Raw genomic sequence first — 16826 nt, 5'->3', positions numbered from 1 at the left:
CCGGCTAGACCTTCTCCTCCACGCGCAGCAGGACGGTCCTGTCGCGGACATCGGCGAGACGGTCGATCCTCGCGATCGCCCGGCGCACGTTCCCCTCGCGCGACCGGTGCGTCATCAGCACCACCGGCACCACGCCGCCTATCCTGCGCTCCGTCTGGAGCACCGAGGCGATGCTGATCCCCTGCCTGCCGAGTATGCCGGTGATCCGCGCGAGGACGCCGGGCCGGTCCACCACGGAGAAGCGCAGGTAGTACTGGGTCTCGATCTCCTCGACCGGCCGTACGCGAGGGGCGCCGACGCGCGCCGCCACCGGCGGGACCCTCCCGCAGCAGCCGCGCCCGATGTTGCGCGCGATGTCGATGACGTCCCCGAGGACGGCGCTCGCGGTGGGCGCCTGCCCCGCGCCGCGGCCGTAGAGCACGATCTCGCCCGCGGGCCAGCCCTCGACGCAGACCGCGTTGAACGCCTCGCCCACCGAGGAGAGGAGGTGGCTCGCGGGGATCAAGGTCGGGTGGACGCGCGCCTCCACCTGCCCGGCCCGCTGCTTGTAGATGGCGAGGAGCTTGATGACGTAGCCGAACTCCTTCGCGAACCGGATGTCGATCGCCGAGATGCGCCGTATCCCCTCGACGTAGACCGCCCCCAGCGGCACCCAGCTCCCGCTGGCCAGGGTGGCCAGGATCGCCAGCTTGTGCGCCGAATCGGTGCCGTCGATGTCGAGGGCCGGGTCCGCCTCGGCGTAGCCGAGGCGCTGCGCCTCGCGGAGCGCCGCGCGGAAGTCGATCCCGGAACCGGTCATCCGCGAGAGGATGTAGTTGCAGGTGCCGTTGACGATGCCGAAGATCGACGCGACACGGGTCGAGGCGAGCCCCTCCCGGAGCGCCCTGACGATCGGGATCGCCCCGCAGACGCTCGCCTCGTAGTAGAGATCCGCGCCGCGTTCCTGCGCGATGCCGAACAGCTCGCGCCCGTGCTCGGCGAGCAGCGCCTTGTTGGCGGTGACGACGTGCTTCCCCCGGCGCAACGCCTCCGCGATGAGGCGTTTGGCGGCGCCGCAGCCGCCGATCAGCTCCACGACGATGTCGATTTCGGGATCCCGGACGAGCCGCGCCGCATCCCGCACCCGGCGCGAGGGCGGGATGGGCGCTTCCCTCCCCGCCCGCCGGTTCTTCTCGGCCACGAGCGCGAGGTCGAGGTCGATCCCGAACCGCTGCCGGATGACCGGCCCGTTCCGCGCGAGCGCCTTCGCGAAGCCCGTGCCGACGGTGCCGAGGCCGATGAGCCCGATCCTGATCTTCTTCATTCCCGCGCCTTCCGCTCCGTGGCGAAGCGACATCGCACCACGGTAGCGAAAAGATGCGCGCGGTTCAAGGGAAATGGGGCGCAGGCGGGGGGCCGCACCGTCCGCTCAGGCGCACAGATGGTCAACGAGGATCCCGGCGCCGATGGCGATCAGGATGAGCCCCCCGGCGATCTCCGCCCGCCGGCCGAACAGACGGCCGGCGAGAGGCCCGATCCGCATCCCCAGCGCCGTCAGCAGGAAGGCGACGGCGCCTATCACCATGGCGGGGATGGCGACCTCCACGCCCAGGAAGCTCAAGCTCAGCCCCGCCGCGAGCGCGTCGACGCTGGTCGCCACGGAGAGGATGAGGAGGGATGCGCCGCAGGTCGGGTCGCACGGGGGGCAGCCGCCGTCGCGGTCGAGCCTGCCGGCGCTGCGGAGCATCCTGCCCCCGATGAAGAGGAGGAGGCCGAACGCGATCCAGTGATCGACCCCCTCTATGTATGCCCGGATCCCGCGCCCGGCGAACCAGCCGGCCACGGGCATCGCAAACTGGAAGAGGCCGAAGCTGAAGGCGAGCCTGAACGTCTGGGCGCCGGACGGCCTCCCGAGAAGGAGCGAGATCGCCAGCGAGACGGCGAACGCGTCCATCGCAAGCGCCGCGGCCAGGGCGAGCAGCAGGATCGGATTCACCGCTCGATCGCCCGCATGACCGCCGCGGCGAACGCGCCGCACCCGACCTCGCGGGCCCCCTCCATCTGGCGGGCGAGGTCGTAGGTCACGGTGCCCGCGCGGATGGTGTCACCGAGCGCCCGGACGACGAGCGCCGCCGCCTCGGCCCAGCCGATATGCTCGAGCAGCATCGCCCCCGAGAGGATGAGGGAGCCGGGGTTCACCCGGTCCTTCCCCGCGTGCTTCGGGGCGCTGCCGTGCGTCGCCTCGAAGACCGCGGCCCGGTCCCCGATGTTCGCGCCGGGCGCCAGCCCCAGCCCGCCCACCTGCGCCGCGCAGGCGTCCGAGAGGTAGTCGCCGTTGAGGTTCGTCGTCGCGATCACGTCGTACTCCTCCGGGCGGAGGAGGAGCTGCTGGAACATCGAGTCGGCGATCCGGTCCTTGATCACCACCGCTCCGCTCCCCTCCCCCCCCTCCCCCTCGCGGACGACCGCCCCGGCGAACTCCTCCGCCGCGAGGGCGTAGCCCCACTCGCGGAACGCCCCCTCGGTCCACTTCATGATGTTCCCCTTGTGGACCAGCGTGACGCTTTTCCGGCCCCGGTCGACCGCGTAGCGCACGGCGCGGCGCACGAGCCGCCTGCACCCCTCCGGCGAGACCGGCTTGATGCCGAGCGCGGAGCCGGGCCGCACCGCCGCGCCGAGGCGGGAGGAGAGGAACCCGGCGAGGGCCTCGGCCTCCGGGCTCCCGGAGGGCCACTCGATGCCCGCGTAGACGTCCTCGGTGTTCTCCCTGAAGATGACCACGTCGAGGCGCTCGGGGTGCCGCATCGGCGACGGGACCCCGGGGAAATACCTTACCGGGCGCACGCAGGCGTACAGGTCGAGGCGCTGCCGCAGCGCCACGTTCAGCGACCGGAAGCCGCCGCCGACGGGCGTCGTGAGCGGCCCCTTGATCGCCACGGCGTGCTCCGCGATCGCCGCGATCGTCTCCTCGGGGAGGAACGTGTCCGCCCCGAAACGCGCCGCGGCCTTCTCCCCCGCGTAGATCTCCCGCCAGGCGATGCGCCGCCCCCCCCCGTAGGCGCGCGCCACCGCCGCGTCGAGGACAGCCGAGGCGGCGCGCCATATCTCGGGCCCCACCCCGTCCCCCTCGATGTAGGGTATGATCGGGCGGTCGGGGACCGCGAGGGAGCCGTCGTCGGCGATTCTGATCTTGTCGGGCATAGGGTCTGATCTCCGGCGCGGCCGCGAACGGCTCGCCGGTGCCGGGGATATGCGCGCCCCGGGGCCGCCTGCAATCCGTCAGCGCGACCGGAGGAACCGCTCCATCCGGTCCATCCCCTTCTCGATCTGCTCCGTCGAGGTCGCGTAGGAGAGGCGCAGGTGCGCGTCGGCGCCGAACGCCGCGCCGGGCACCACCGCCACGAGCGCCTTCTCCAGCAGCTCCTCCGCGAGGGCGGCGGACCCCACGCCGAAAGAGGAGATGTCGGGGAATGCGTAGAAGGCGCCGCGCGGCACCGCGCAGCGCACGCCCGGCATCGCGGCGAGGCGGCCGACGAGGAGGTCGCGGCGCGCCTGGAAGCTGCGCAACATCATCTCGACGAACCCCCGGTCCCCGCCCAGCGCCTCGACCGCCGCGGCCTGCGCGATCGAGTCCGGGTTCGAGGTGCAGTGGCTCTGCAGCCGCTCGGCGAGCGCGGCGATCTTCCGGGAAGCGGCAAGATACCCGATCCTCCACCCGGTCATCGCGTGCGACTTCGACACGCCGTTCACGACGATCGTGCATTCCTTGATCTCGGGCCCCAGGGAGGCGATGCTCAGGTGCGCGGCGGGGGGATAGACGATCTTCTCGTAGATCTCGTCGGAGATCAGGTGGAGGCGGTGCCGGAGCGCGATCTCCGCGAGGCCGGCCAGTTCGTCGCGCTCCGCGACCCAGCCGGTCGGATTGTTCGGGCTGTTGACGATGATCAGGCGGGTGCGCGGCGTCACCGCGGCCTCGACCCGCTCCGGATCGATCCGGAACCCGTCTGCGGCCTCGGCGGCGACGAAGACCGGGTTCCCCCCCGCCAGGATCACCTGCGCCGGGTAGGTGACCCAGTGGGGGGACAGGATGAGGGCCTCGTCGCCGGGGTTGAGGAGGACGCGGATGGCGTTGTAGAGGGCGTGCTTCGCCCCGCAGGAGACGACGATCTCGTCCGGCCGGTAGGAGACGCCGTTGTCGGCGGCGAGCTTGCGGGCGACCGCCTCCCTGAGCGCGGGGATGCCGGCGACCGGGGTGTACTTGGTCCGGCCCTCGGCGATCGCGCGGCAGGCGGCCTCCTTCACGTGCGCGGGGGTGTCGAAGTCCGGCTCGCCGGCGCCGAACCCCACCACGTCCTTCCCCGCCAGGCGCAGCGCCTTCGCCCTGGCGTCGATGGCGAGGGTGTGCGACGGCTCGACCGCCTCAACGGAGCGCGCAAAGCCGCGGCTGGCCATCGCCGGTCACCCCTCCCGCTCTTGACGCGCGGCGAGGTGCTCCTCGATCGCCGGCCCGACGTCGTCGCGCTCGAAGTCGATGATCCGCATCTCGCGCCGGGCGTTCTCGGGGGAGTCGGAGGCGTGCGCCGCGTTCACCATGATGTCCCTCCCGAACTCCTTCCGCACCGTCGCCACATCCGCCTTCTTCGGGTCCGTCGCGCCGATGATCGCGCGGATCTTGCGCACCGCGTCCACCCCCTGGTAGACGAGGGCGAGGCACCGCACGAGCCCGGGCGCGTCGCGCTCGGCGGGGGGGGTCGAGGCGGCGTCACGCCCGGTCATGAACCGCACGATCTGCCTGAACTGGTCCTCGGCGACGAGGCGGTTCAGGCGGCCCCCGATGCCGCGCGCGGTCCCCTCCGGGAGGGTGAAGCCGAACTCCTTCTCGAGCGCGAGCCGGGCGCGGGCGGTGACCGGCCCCCGCAGTTTCTCGGCGAGCGAGTCGCGGACGGGACCGTAGAACTCCTCGGCCTGGGCCACGCTCATCCGGAGCAGCTTCGCGGCGACGATGTACAGGTCGGCCTTGGAGAAGATGTCGATGATGTTGCCCGCCCGGATGCTCCGGGAGCTGAAGATCTCGGGCTTGATGAGCACCGTCGTCTCCTCGGGCCGCACCCCTTTCGGCCAGGGGATGACGTCCGTCAGGAGCCCGCCGTCGCGCGCCGCGTGCCGCCCCCAGATCCGCAGCGACGGCCCGGGGGCCTCCCCGGCGGGGACGATGAGGACGGCGGGCTCGAAGTACCGCACGGTGCCGCGGCCGCTCCAGATGCAGTCCCCGTAGGTGTCCCGGATGCACTCGCCGGAGAGGCTGCTCCTGGTGATGTGTCCCACGACCTCGGAGAGCTCGCGGCAGGCGTTGGGCCCCTTGAAGAGGAGGAACATCACCCGGCGGCGGCTCCCATTCGGCCCGGGGGCGTAGTTCAGCCGCACGTAGTTCCTGATGAGTGTCCTGACCTGCCGGTCCGGGTCGTTTCGCCTCGCCGGGATGGTCGAGAGGTACTCCTCGACGAGCTCCCGCGAGGGGGCGTACATCCTGGCGGCCACGAGTTCGAGGCTCGAACGCGACAGGAGGCGCCCGATCACGCCGCCGGTGCGCGACTTGCGTATCGTGTACGGGTTGATCGCGACGAAACAGAGTTCCTCGCTCATCCGCCTTTCCTCATCCGCCCCTCGGCACGGGCGCGCGACCGGCCCGGGAGAGGCGGAAACGGAACAAGCGGACTGACGGGCCACTCCGCCTGTTCCGTTTGAGGCCGCCTGTCCTCGCGACGAGGCTCAGGCCTTGCCGGTGATCTTGAACATCCCCGTCCCGCAGTCGGGGCACTTGCCTTTGATCGCCTTCTTGCCGTTCTTCAGGGTGACATCCTCAGGGCCGACCATCTCCCTCTTGGCCTTGCACTTCACGCAATACCCCTCCGCCATGACGACCTCCTCCGGTTGCGAATCGCCCGCGCCGCGAACGGATGCCGAGCGACGGAACCCGCGCGGAGACATTCTCATTCGAGCTCGCGGGTTATGTCAAGGAGAATCCCCTCCTTCTTGATGCCGAGCGTCTGGAAGACGATCGTGTCCACCTCGCCGGAGAGGCCGAAGTTGACGATCCCCTCCTCCCAGACCGGCGGGTTCCCGTCGCGGCTGAGGCAGAGCCGCTTCTCGTCCTGCGTGTAGATCTGCGCGTAGACCGCCTTCTCGAACTCGTCGGCGTTGGAGTCCGGGGAGAGGTCCTGCGCGAACGAGCCCTCGAACCGGTCCATATGGACCGTGATCTTGCAGACCCCCCGGTTCATCCGGTCGATCACGACGACGAGCCCCTTCCCGAGGTAGCGCAGCACCTCCAGGTGCTGCTTCTCCAGCACGCGGGCCCTCTCCGGTTTGCCGAGCAGTCTGCGCACCTCGTCGGCGTGCGTCCCGAGCGTGACCCCGTGCACCGAGAAGTTCTTCATGTCGATCAGGACGTCGCTGAACTCCCTGATCATCGCGGCGCGCGGCCAGCCGATCTTCTCGAACGCGACCAGCGCGGCCACGCCGCGCGCGGGCGGTTTCCCGTCCGGGCTGAGGTAGAGCGTCTCCCCCTTTTTGCTGAAACGCATCGCGGAGGCCTCCTTCTCCCACTCCGCCGCCGGGGACCCGAACGAGAACGGGGTCCCGTACAGGCGCGGGGAGGTCTCGAGCAGCGCCTCCACCCTTTTCACCTCGCCCAGCGTCTTCCAGGAAAATTCCGGCGCCTTCCGGTCGTCCTCGCGCTCCGCCGCGTCCTCCAGATGCACCCGGATCCCCTCGACCGGGTAGCCGAGGATCACCTGCCTGCCCGCCCTGCGCCATTTCTTCGGCGAGCCGAGGGCCTTCCGCACCTTCTTCGCCGGGTCCCCGACGCGGATCCCGCCGATGGCGAACGAGGCGAGGTCGACCGCGACATTCGGCGCGACGTCGATGACGACGGACTTCAGGCGGTCGCTCTCGTCGAAGTTGAGGATCAGCTTCTGCGGGCTCAGCGGCTCCCCCGCCCGATAGGCGCATATCCGGGCGCTCGACTCCTGGTAGATCCGGTCTTTTAGATGGGCGCGGTACGCGTCCTTGCGCTGCGCGAGCGGGAACCCCTGCGCGGCCCCGCCGTCGAACCTGGCGAGGGCGACGACGATGCGGCAGACCCGCCCGTCATGCTGCCCGGCGTGGATCCGCAGCCCCTCCCGCTCCCACCTGCCGATCGTCTGTTTCGCGCGGACGGCGTGGCGGTCGGGGGGGCCGAGGCGCTCGAGCACGCGCGAGACGGGGTCGCCGGGGCCGATCCCCGCCACGCTGAGCCGGTCGAAGTCGATCTCGAGATTCTCCTCCCACGAGAAGGTCACCCGGGTGAGCCACCCCTCGACGCCGAAGGAGAGGAGCGCCGTCTCCCGTTTCGGCGCGGCGTCGTCCTTTTTCAGGGAGAGGGAGACGGGGCTGTCCTTGTAGATCCGGCCGGCGAGGGGGCGGAGCAGGTCCGCCTCGCGCACCTCGACCGAAAACGGCTGGACGAACGAGCCGGTGAAGCGGGCGTACGGGGGGAGGGCCTTGATGTACAGGTCGATCGATTCGACGCGCATCGTCTCCGCGAGGAAGACGACCCGTATCCCCTTGGCGAAATAGGCGTAGACGACCCGCGCCTGCCGCGTCTGCGGGTCGCGGACGTCCGGCTCCTCCCCCTCCTCGGCGTCGGTCGAGGCCCGTTCGCGTTCGCGCTCCGCGTCGGTGACGACGCCGGAGATCCGCTGCTCCTCCTCGGGCGCCCCGAGCGCGGCGCGCACCTCGGCCGCGGACGAACGGAGGCCGACGCCGTCCACCGTAAACGCGTCGAGGTCGATGCGGCACCCCGCGGCGGGCGCGGGGGGCGGGGCGGCGGCAAGCGGCGGGACAGACGCGGCCCACGCGAAAGCGAGGATGAGGGCGATGCGTGCAGGCACGGGGATCCTCCTTGCGAACAGCCCTCACGGTAGCATCCCGCCCGCGACGGGGCAAGCGAAAACGCCCCGCCCGCGCGGGGAACCGTTCAGCGGAACCGCAGCCCCAGAAGCGCCCCGACGAGGAGGATCAGCGGTGGGAGAAGCCCGCAGACGGCCGCGGCGCGGAGGAGGCGCGCCGCGCCCCGCAGCGGCCCGCGCGCGGCGCCGAGCATCGCGACCGCCGCGGCGATGCCGACCGTGTTGGCGGCGACCGCCGCGGGGCCGAAGTGCCGAAACCCGTCCCTCCCGCCCGCGACGGCGCCTTCCCACCCCGGGCGCGTCGGCGTCCCCATCTCGACCAGCGCGACGTTCGCCAGGCACAGGAGCGCGGCCAGCGAGAAGGCGCAGGCCGGCAGGGCGAGTCGCCCGCCCCCTCCCCGCCTCGGGGGCCCGCCCCCGTTGCGCTCCCACGGCCGCAGCACGAAAAGGATCGCCGCCTGGCCGAGGAGGACGGAGCGGATGTTGAGCGCGACGTCCCGGAGGTCGTAGATGCGCGACGGGAGGACGCCCTGGAGCGTCTCGTCGGCGAGGCCGAGTGCGGAGCCGGCGAGGAAGGCCCCGAGGCAGCAGATCCGTCCCTCGCGCGGGCCGTCCATGGCCCAGAAGACGAGGAGACCGAGCAAGGCGTACTGGGCGATGTGGATCCTCGCAATCGGCTCGGGGGAGGAGCGGAAGAGGGCGAGGGCGGCGGCGCACAGGACGGCGAGCAGAAGGTAGACGGTGACTCTCGTCTCGCGTTTCCTCGCCGCGAGGTACCAGAGGAGCGCCGCGGCGAGCGCCGCCGCGGCGGCGAACGGAAGCGCCGCGGCGAACGAATCCCCGCCGCGCGCGCGGATCCGCTCCCAGCCCCCGCGCAGGAACGGGAGGGCGGCGGCGTAGCAGGCGGCGACGATCCAGCGGCACGCGACGGGCACGGCATCGCCCCCCCGCGCCGAGGCGTCAGACGGGTTCGCGCGACGTTGCCGCACGGCCCGCGCGCCCCAGCGCGTCCAAAACCTTTTCCGTTGAGATCTCCGCGAGACACCGGCGATTTCCGCACCTCTGCATCCGCTCCCGGCCGCAGGGGGCGCAGGGGGCCCGGCCCGCCAGCACGGTGACGCGCCTCCCGCGCGGCGCCCAGACCGCCGGGTCGGTGGGGCCGAAGATGACCGTCGTCGGCACGCCGAGCAGCGCCGCGAGATGCGAGACGCCGCTGTCGTTGCCGACGTACGCCCGGCACGCGGCGAGGAGGGAGGCGGCCTCCGCGAGGTCGAGGCCGCGGAACCTGGCGGTCCCCGGGGTTTCGGAAAACCGCCCCTCCTCCGCCTCCCCGTCGAGGAACAGCGCCTCGAAGCCGCGCCCGGCCGCCCCGGCCGCGAGGGCCTCGAACCGCTCCCGCGGCCAGTTCTTGGCGGGCGACCCGCTCCCGCGGTGGATGGCGACCGTGCGGGCCCCGTCGAGCCCCCGCTCCGCGAGGCGTTCGGCCGCCCATCGGCGCAGCGGCTCCGGGATGCGGCATTCCGGCGGATCCGGCGCCGCCAGACCCGCGGCGGAGATCTGCCGCTCGACATGCACCCCCACCGGCACGCGCGCCTCCTCCCCGGGGAACGGTTCGATCGACACGAGACGGGCCGCCCCCGTCTCCCGCGCCAGCCGCTCCGCCCACGCCGCCCCGCGCGCCCCGAGCGCGGAGACCAGCGTGTCCGCCCTGTTCGGCAACCGGCGGTCCGCGGCGTCGAAATCCCGCGCCTCGTCGCAGAGGCCCGCGGCGGCGAGAAGGCGGGCGTGGCGGGGGGCGCCGAGGTAGACGATCCGGGCGCCGGGAAACGAGCGCCGGACGGACTGCCAGAGGGGCCAGCGGGTCAGAAAATCCCCGAGGCCCCCGAGGCTGACGACGAGGACCGTCCGCGGATCGGCCGTCATTCGGGGCGCTGCCTCGCTCGGCGGCGGGAACGGCGCCGGCGCGACGACCGGCTCAGGCCCCCGACCGCCGCGCGCCGGGCCAGAGGATCAGGATCGGCGCGGCGATATAGACGGTGGAGTAGATCCCCGCGACCATGCCGACGATCAGGGCGAAGGCGAAGTCGTGGATGACCGGGCCTCCCCAGATGAAGACGCAGGTCACCATCAGCAGGGAGGTGAACGAGGTGATCATCGTGCGCGAGAGCGTCTGGTTGATGCTCAGGTTGACGATCTCGCGGAAGCTCGTCTTCTTCATCAGGCGCAGATCCTCGCGGATGCGGTCGAAGATCACGATGGTGTCGTTGATCGAGTAGCCGACGATCGTGAGCAGCGCCGCCACGATGCCGAGGTCGAACGGCCTCCCGGTGAGGGCGCAGGCGGCGACCGTGACGAGCACGTCGTGCACGAGGGCGATCACGCCGGCGAGCCCGTACTGGACGTTTCGGAACCGCACGCCGACGTAGATGACGATCGCGACGAACGAGACCAGCAGGCCCAGCACCGCCTGCTGCCTGAGCGCCCTTCCGGCCACCGGCCCGACGACCTCCGATCTGAGCAGCGTGGCGGGGTTGTCCGGGAAGATGGCCGTGAAGAGGGCGAGCATCTCCGCGCCGCGGTCGGAGGCGGTCTTGATGATGAGCTCCCGCCCCTCCTCGACGTTCTGGATCATCGAATCCTGGAGGCCGAGCTCGCGCACCCCTTTCCTGACCTCCTCCATCCGGACCGGGCGCTCGAACCTGTACTGCTGGAGCGCGCCCCCGCTGAAGTCGACGCCGAAGTTGTTCTTCCATCCGCGCCCGAAGAAGCTCCAGCAGCCGAGCGCGATGAGGAGCACGGAGAGGGCGAGCGCGTACGGGAGTTTCCCGATGAAGTCGATCTTCGTCAGCTTGATCGCCTGGAGCATCCGGAGGCGCGTGAACGAAGGCCTGAGGCACATCGAGTCGAAGACCGCGCGGGTGACGAAGAGGGAGGTCCACATGCCGGTCAGGATGCCGATGCTCAGCGTCACCGCGAAGCCGCGCACCGGCCCCGTGCCTATCCAGTAGAGGATGAGCGCCACGGCGAGCGTGGTGAGGTTGGAATCGACGATCGTGACGAACGCCCTGGCGTAGCCGTTCTCGATCGCCGCGCGTATCTTCCGGCCGATGGCCATCTCCTCGCGGATCCGTTCGAAGATGAGGACGTTCGCGTCGACCGCCATCCCTAGCGAGAGGATGATGCCCGCGATACCGGGGAGGGTGAGCGTGGCGCGGAACATCGACAGGGCGGCGATCATCAGGAGGCCGTTGAAGAGCAGGGCGAAGTCGGCGACGACGCCCGCCCGGAGGTAGTAGGCCATCATAAACAGGACGACGAGCGCGAGGCCGAAGATCGAGGCCTTCACCCCCGCCGCGATCGAGTCGCGGCCGAGACTCGGACCCACCATCCGGTTCTCCGCGATCTTCACCGGGGCCGGGAGCGACCCCGCCCTGAGCACGATGGCGAGATCGTTCGCCTCCTCCACGCTGAACCGCCCCTCGATGAACGGGCTCGAGTCGAGCTTGACCATCATCAGCGGCGCGGAGTAGACCACGTCGTCGAGCACGATCCCCAGGCGCGTCACCACGGGGTTCTTCGGATCCTTGTACCGCTTCTCCGCCTCGCCGGAGACGATCCGGAGCTTGCGCATCCCCTCCCGGTCGAAGTCCATCGTCACCACGGGCTGGTTGAACGCGCCGGCCCGGCTCAGTTGCGCGTTCTTCAGCGAGAGCCCCCTGATGATCGGCTCCTCCCGGACGAGGTGCACGCCCCGCATCCGGTCCTTCGTCCGCGGGGACGGGAGCGCCCTCCCGAGGAGGAACTCGTACCCGTCGGGGACGAGCTCCCGGGCCTCGGGCGAGGCGAGGATCTCCTCCACGAGCCCCGCCTTGGCCTCGAGGACGTGCCAGGAGGTGTAGCCGACCCCCTCGGAGGTCCTGCCGCGGTCGTCCTCGAGGTGGGAGAGGAGCGGCCGCTTCGCGTCGATCGCGTCGAGCGTCCTCTCGGTGAGCGCGTCCTCGGCCACCAGCTTGAACTCGAGCAGGGCGGTCTTGCCGATGAGGTCGATGGCGCGCCGCGGGTCGTCGATGCCGGGGAGCTGCACCACGATGCGGTCCCGTCCCTCCGGGTAGATCGACGGCTCGGCGACGCCGAACTCGTCGACGCGGTTGCGGATGATCTCGAGGGCGCGGGGGACCGCGTCCCGCTTCGCGTCGTCGGTGAGTTCCGCCGTCTCGACCTGGAGCACGAGGTGCATCCCGCCGCGCAGGTCGAGCCCGAGGTTCAGGATCCTGCGCGGGTCGCCGCGCAGCCACTTCTCCAGGGAGTAGAAGACGCGGGTGGCGAGCCCCTCGCCGCTGGTCTCGGCGTCGCGGCGCGCCCATTCGCCCTCCAGCGCCTTCCGCCTTTCAAGCGAAAGCCCCGCCCAGCGCGCGGTCGGGTAGATGTAGTAGAAACAGCCGAGGAGCACCGCGAAGATGAGGGCGATCCTCCATTTCAGGTTGCGATTCATGAATCCTCCCTTTTCAGCTGTACGCTATACGCTGTACGCCATACAACGCAAGCTGCAAGCCGCTTGGATGTGCGCCGCAAGCTTTCAGCGTATATCGTACAGCTCACGGCGTACAGCTGATTAAAGCATCTTGGCGCCGTTGATCACCAGTTCCAGTCTGCAGCCGAGAAACGCCGCGGCCTTCCGGGCGATGATCATCCGCGACATGAATATCTCGAAATAGTCCATCACCCTGGAGAGGCGGGTGTCGATCGTCAGGTCGTAGCGGATCGTCCGCCTCTTGCGGCTCACCTTGACGACCGAGCGCTTCGCGGAGTGGTTCACGCGGTCGTGCGTGTCGAAGTCCATCTGGTTGCTCTTGCGGACGCGCCCGCGGTGGACGTCGATCTTGTCGGCGAGGATGAGCGCGGCGGAGATGCCGCTCATCGGCTCCCCGTTCTCCTCCTGGTGGTGCCCGATGGCCGCGACGATGTCGGCGACCTCCGCGGCCGGCATCCCCATCGCCTGGAGGATGTCGCGGGCCATCGCGCTCCCGGTGAGGGCGTGGTTCTCTCGGTTCACGAGGTTGCCGAGGTCGTGGAGGTAGCCGGCGATCGCCGCGAGCTCCGCCTCGCGCGCGGGGACGCCGAGCTTGAGGAGGATGGCGCGCGCGGCGTCCGAGACGATGCGCGCGTGCCGGGCCCCGTGCTCGGTGTAGCCCATCGACACCATGCACCGGTCGGTCTTCTCCAGGTAGGCGTTGACCTCCCCGTTCTTCCTGACCTGCCCGATCGTCACCGTCACGACGACGCCTTCTCCGCCTTGACGACCGCCGCGACGGCGCTCTTCGAGAACTCGATCTTCACGTTGTCGGCCACCTTCAGCACCACGACGTCGTCCCGGACCCCCGCCACGACCCCGTGGATGCCGCCGGTGGTGACCACCTGGTCTCCCTTCTTCAGGGAGCCGAGCATCGCCTTCTGCTCCTGTTGCTTCTTCTGCTGCGGGCGGAAGATCATCAGGTAGAAGATCGCGACCAGCATCGCGATCATCGGCAGGTACGAGCCGAAGCCGGGCGCCTCGCCCCCCGCGCCGCCGGGCGGGGGGACGAATCCCGCTCCGCGTGCCGCGTTCCACAGCCCCTTTGCACAGATGGTCACGTGCACGATTCCCCCCCGCGTTGGTACCTTTCGATGAACTCCCGCCTGAACCGCTCGAACGTCCCCGCGGCGATCGCCTCACGGATCCGCCGCATCAGTTGGTGATAGAAGTACAGGTTGTGGCACGTCACCAGCCTGAGCCCCAGCACCTCCCCGGCGTTGAACAGGTGGCGCAGGTAGGCGCGCGTGTAGTGCCGGCAGGCGGCGCAGCCGCACCCCTCCTCGATCGGCCTGAAATCCTCCTTGAACGCGCCGTTCTTCACGGCGAGCTTCCCCCGGGCGGTGAACGCCGTCCCGTTCCTCCCGTTCCGGGTGGGCATCACGCAGTCGAACATGTCCACGCCGCGCGCCACCGCCTCGACGATCTCCACCGGCGTCCCGCACCCCATCAGATAACGGGGCCTGTCGCCGGGAAGCTCCCGGCAGCAGTGCGCGACGAGCTCGAGCATCAATGGCCCCGGCTCGCCGACGCTGAGGCCGCCGATGGCGTACCCGTCGAAGCCGATCCGCGCCAGCCCCGCCGCTGATCGCGTCCGCAAGGCGGCGTACGTCCCCCCCTGGACGATGCCGAAGAGGGCCGCGTGCGGCGAACGGCGGGCGACTTTGCAGCGGGACGCCCATTCTAGGCTCCGCTCCATCGATTGGCAAGCATAATCCTGCGCGCACGGGTACGGGGTGCACTCGTCGAGCACCATCATGATATCGGCGCCGAGCGCCTCCTGGATCGCCACCGCCCGCTCGGGGCTCAGGAAGTGGGCCGCCCCGTCGATGTGCGAGCGGAACGAAACCCCGCGGGGGGATATCTCGCGCAGCGTCGCCAGGCTGAAGACCTGGTAGCCGCCGCTGTCGGTCAGTATCGCCCCGTCCCAGTGCATGAACCGGTGGAGGCCGCCGGCGCGGGCGACGATGTCGGCGCCGGGTCGGAGGGAGAGGTGGTAGGTGTTCCCCAAAATGATGCCGAAGCCGATCTCGCGGAGCTCCTCCGGGCTCATCGTCTTCACCGTCCCCTGCGTGCCCACGGGCATGAAGACGGGGGTGTCGAAGGAACCGTGCGGGGTGGCGATCGTGCCGAGGCGGGCGGGGGTCTGCGCATCCGTCCGGTGAACGGTGAACTCCATCTGTCGGATCCCCCTCGCCTCGCCGATGCGGCGGCCGAACGCGCGCCCCCGCGGATCCCGGCCGCCCGCGGGAACTCAGTGCGCGACCGCCGCGGTCGATGCAGGCAGCTCCCGCGGCGGCGCGGCCGCGCCGGTGGCCGCGGCGGTCTCGCGGACCTCCGCCTCGGCGGGCTCGACCTCGCGCTCCGTGACCACCCGGTACCCGGCACCGTCGGAATAGACCGTGACCATCCCGTACCTGCCCGTCTGGTAGATTTTCGACCCCGCCGCGCGCAGCCGGGCGGTCGTCTCCCGGTACGGATCGTCCGGCCCCGCGCCCCGCGTGCTGACGATCGCCACCTCAGGCTTCACGAGCTTCAAGAACGGCGCGGTCGACGACGACTTGGAGCCGTGATGCCCCGCCTTCAGCACCTGCGCCCTGAGCCCGGTCCCGAAGCGGCGGGCCATCTCCCGCTCGGAGCGTCGCCCGGCGTCGCCGGTGAACAGGAAGCTGACCGTGCCGTAGGTGAGGCGGATCACGATCGAGCTGTCGTTGGTGCCGCGCGGATCGTCCCCGGGGGCGAGCACCCGGACCCGCAGCTCCTTCCCCCAGTCGAGGAGCTCCCCCGCCCTGGGGGTGCGGTAGCGCGTCTCCGGCCTCGCCTGCACCGCCTCGAGCACGCGGCGGTACAGGGTGGTCGTATGCGGGTACCCCGGGTCGAGGAACTCGCCGACCTCGATTCCGCTGGAGAGGACCGCGGGCATCCCGCCGATATGGTCGGAGTCCGCGTGCGACATCACGACCGTATCCAGCCGCCGGACCCGCTTCTCCTTCAGCAGCGAGAGGACCGCCCCCCCGCCCCTCCGGCCGCCGCCCGCGTCGATGAGGACGCACCGGCCGCCGGGGGTGAGGATGACGATCGCGTCCCCGTGCCCCACGTCCAGGACGTGCACGGCGAGGGGGGAGGCGGGCAGCGCGGCGGGCGGCGCGGCCCCGCCCCGCGCCGCGAACAGGCCCGCGGCGAGGAGCGGGGCCAGCAGGATGCGCAGGAATCTCTTCGGCATGGAACGAACTCCTCTTGTCACGGCGCGCTCGACACGAGCATCGCGTCCCCGTAGCTGTAGAACCGGTACCCTTCCCTCTTCGCGGTCTCGTAGAGGCCCAGCACCGTCTCCCTGCCCGCGAGCGCCGCGACCAGCATCAGGAGCGTCGAGCCGGGAAGATGGAAGTTCGTGAGCAGGTTCCGCACGACCTTGAAACGGTACGGGGGGCGGATGAAGATATCCGTCCAGCCCGCGCCGGGCCGCACCGCGCCCCGCTCGTCGGCGGCGGCCTCGAGCGCCCGCGCGACGGTCGTCCCCACCGCCACCAGCTGCCTCCCCTCCTCCCGCGCCCGGGCGATTTTCGCGGCGGTCTCCTCCCCGATCTCGTACCACTCCGGGTGCATCCGGTGGTCGTCGACGTATTCCTCGCGGACCGGGAGGAACGTCCCCGGGCCGACGTGGAGGGTGAGCGCCGCCGTCGCGATGCCGCGGGCCGCGAGGCGCTCCAGAAGCGTCACGGAGAAGTGGAGCCCCGCCGTGGGGGCGGCGACCGCCCCCCGCCGCCGCGCGTAGACCGTCTGGTATCGCTCCCGGTCGTCGCAGGGGGCGCGGCGCCCCCCGGCCGGCGGCCGGCGGATGTACGGCGGCAGCGGCACCCGGCCGATCCTGTCGATCTCCCGCTCGATCTCCCCCGTTCCGCGGAAGCGCACCGCGAACGCGCCGCCGCGCAGCCGATCCTCGACCCGCCCGACGAGCGGACTGCCCTCGAACTCGATCTCGGCGCCCCGCGGGAGCCGCCTCCCCGGCTTGAGGAGGCACTCCCACTCCCCTCCCCCGCGCTCGCGGAGCAGCAGCACCTCCACCCGTCCGCCCGTGCCCGCCTTCCTGCCGGCCAGCCGCGCGGGAAAGACCTTCGTGTCGTTGAGCACCAGGAGCGTCCCGTCCTCGAGATGATCCCCGATCCGGTCGAAGACCGTGTGGACGACGCCCGCCGCCCCGCCCCGGCAGACCATCAGACGGGCCGCCTCGCGCCGGGGAGGCGGCTCCTGCGCGATGTACCCCGGGTCGAGCGGGTAGTCGAAGTCGGAGGTCCTGAGGCGGGTCATCGGCGTCGCGCACCCCTCCG

15 protein-coding genes are annotated in these 16826 nt (G+C 71.0%); all 15 read right to left on the bottom strand.

Annotated features, from left to right (window positions below):
- Positions 1-4: 4 nt before the first annotated feature.
- Positions 5-1303: a homoserine dehydrogenase gene (locus GXY35_00435; protein ID NLW93069.1), complete on the bottom strand. Its 1299-nt coding sequence runs from the start codon at positions 1301-1303 to the stop codon at positions 5-7.
- Positions 1304-1408: 105 nt separating this feature from the next.
- Positions 1409-1975: a manganese efflux pump gene (locus tag GXY35_00430; GenBank protein NLW93068.1), complete on the bottom strand. Its 567-nt coding sequence runs from the start codon at positions 1973-1975 to the stop codon at positions 1409-1411.
- Positions 1972-3180 carry an isocitrate dehydrogenase (NADP(+)) gene (gene icd / locus GXY35_00425; GenBank protein NLW93067.1) on the bottom strand — a complete coding sequence of 403 codons (1209 nt, stop codon included), beginning with the start codon at positions 3178-3180 and terminating at the stop codon, positions 1972-1974. The genes GXY35_00430 and icd overlap by 4 nt, the downstream gene beginning before the upstream one ends.
- A gap of 78 nt (positions 3181-3258) precedes the next feature.
- On the bottom strand, positions 3259-4431 hold the full coding sequence (locus GXY35_00420) for a pyridoxal phosphate-dependent aminotransferase (protein ID NLW93066.1): 1173 nt from the start codon (positions 4429-4431) through the stop codon (positions 3259-3261).
- 6 nt (positions 4432-4437) lie between these two features.
- Complete coding sequence (locus GXY35_00415; protein NLW93065.1) at positions 4438-5622, bottom strand: nucleoside-diphosphate kinase; 1185 nt, start codon at positions 5620-5622, stop codon at positions 4438-4440.
- A 126-nt stretch (positions 5623-5748) separates the two neighbouring features.
- Positions 5749-5895: a hypothetical protein gene (locus GXY35_00410; protein ID NLW93064.1), complete on the bottom strand. Its 147-nt coding sequence runs from the start codon at positions 5893-5895 to the stop codon at positions 5749-5751.
- 74 nt (positions 5896-5969) lie between these two features.
- A complete protein-coding gene (locus GXY35_00405) occupies positions 5970-7910 on the bottom strand; it encodes a hypothetical protein (GenBank protein ID NLW93063.1) in 1941 nt (646 codons plus the stop codon).
- Between the two features lie 86 nt (positions 7911-7996).
- The gene (vanZ, locus tag GXY35_00400) at positions 7997-8863 is read right to left on the bottom strand and encodes a VanZ family protein (protein NLW93062.1); all 867 of its coding nucleotides are present in this window, start codon (positions 8861-8863) and stop codon (positions 7997-7999) included.
- 25 nt (positions 8864-8888) lie between these two features.
- A complete protein-coding gene (locus GXY35_00395) occupies positions 8889-9851 on the bottom strand; it encodes a glycosyltransferase family 9 protein (GenBank protein ID NLW93061.1) in 963 nt (320 codons plus the stop codon).
- Positions 9852-9903: 52 nt separating this feature from the next.
- On the bottom strand, positions 9904-12420 hold the full coding sequence (secD, locus tag GXY35_00390) for a protein translocase subunit SecD (GenBank protein NLW93060.1): 2517 nt from the start codon (positions 12418-12420) through the stop codon (positions 9904-9906).
- Between the two features lie 120 nt (positions 12421-12540).
- Positions 12541-13203 (bottom strand): HD domain-containing protein, encoded by a 663-nt coding sequence (locus tag GXY35_00385; protein ID NLW93059.1) that lies wholly within the window; start codon positions 13201-13203, stop codon positions 12541-12543.
- Complete coding sequence (yajC, locus tag GXY35_00380) at positions 13200-13451, bottom strand: preprotein translocase subunit YajC (protein ID NLW93058.1); 252 nt, start codon at positions 13449-13451, stop codon at positions 13200-13202. The genes GXY35_00385 and yajC overlap by 4 nt, the downstream gene beginning before the upstream one ends.
- Positions 13452-13555: 104 nt before the next feature.
- A complete protein-coding gene (gene tgt / locus GXY35_00375) occupies positions 13556-14677 on the bottom strand; it encodes a tRNA guanosine(34) transglycosylase Tgt (protein NLW93057.1) in 1122 nt (373 codons plus the stop codon).
- Between the two features lie 75 nt (positions 14678-14752).
- The gene (locus GXY35_00370; GenBank protein ID NLW93056.1) at positions 14753-15721 is read right to left on the bottom strand and encodes an MBL fold metallo-hydrolase; all 969 of its coding nucleotides are present in this window, start codon (positions 15719-15721) and stop codon (positions 14753-14755) included.
- 17 nt (positions 15722-15738) lie between these two features.
- Positions 15739-16806, bottom strand: a complete 1068-nt coding sequence (gene queA, locus GXY35_00365) for a tRNA preQ1(34) S-adenosylmethionine ribosyltransferase-isomerase QueA (protein ID NLW93055.1) — start codon at positions 16804-16806, stop codon at positions 15739-15741.
- Positions 16807-16826 lie beyond the last annotated feature (20 nt).

It is taken from the genome of Chlamydiota bacterium (assembly GCA_012729785.1).
Taxonomy (GTDB): domain Bacteria; phylum Auribacterota; class Tritonobacteria; order UBA1439; family UBA1439; genus UBA1439.
This window is presented reverse-complemented; position numbering and strand designations above follow the sequence as displayed.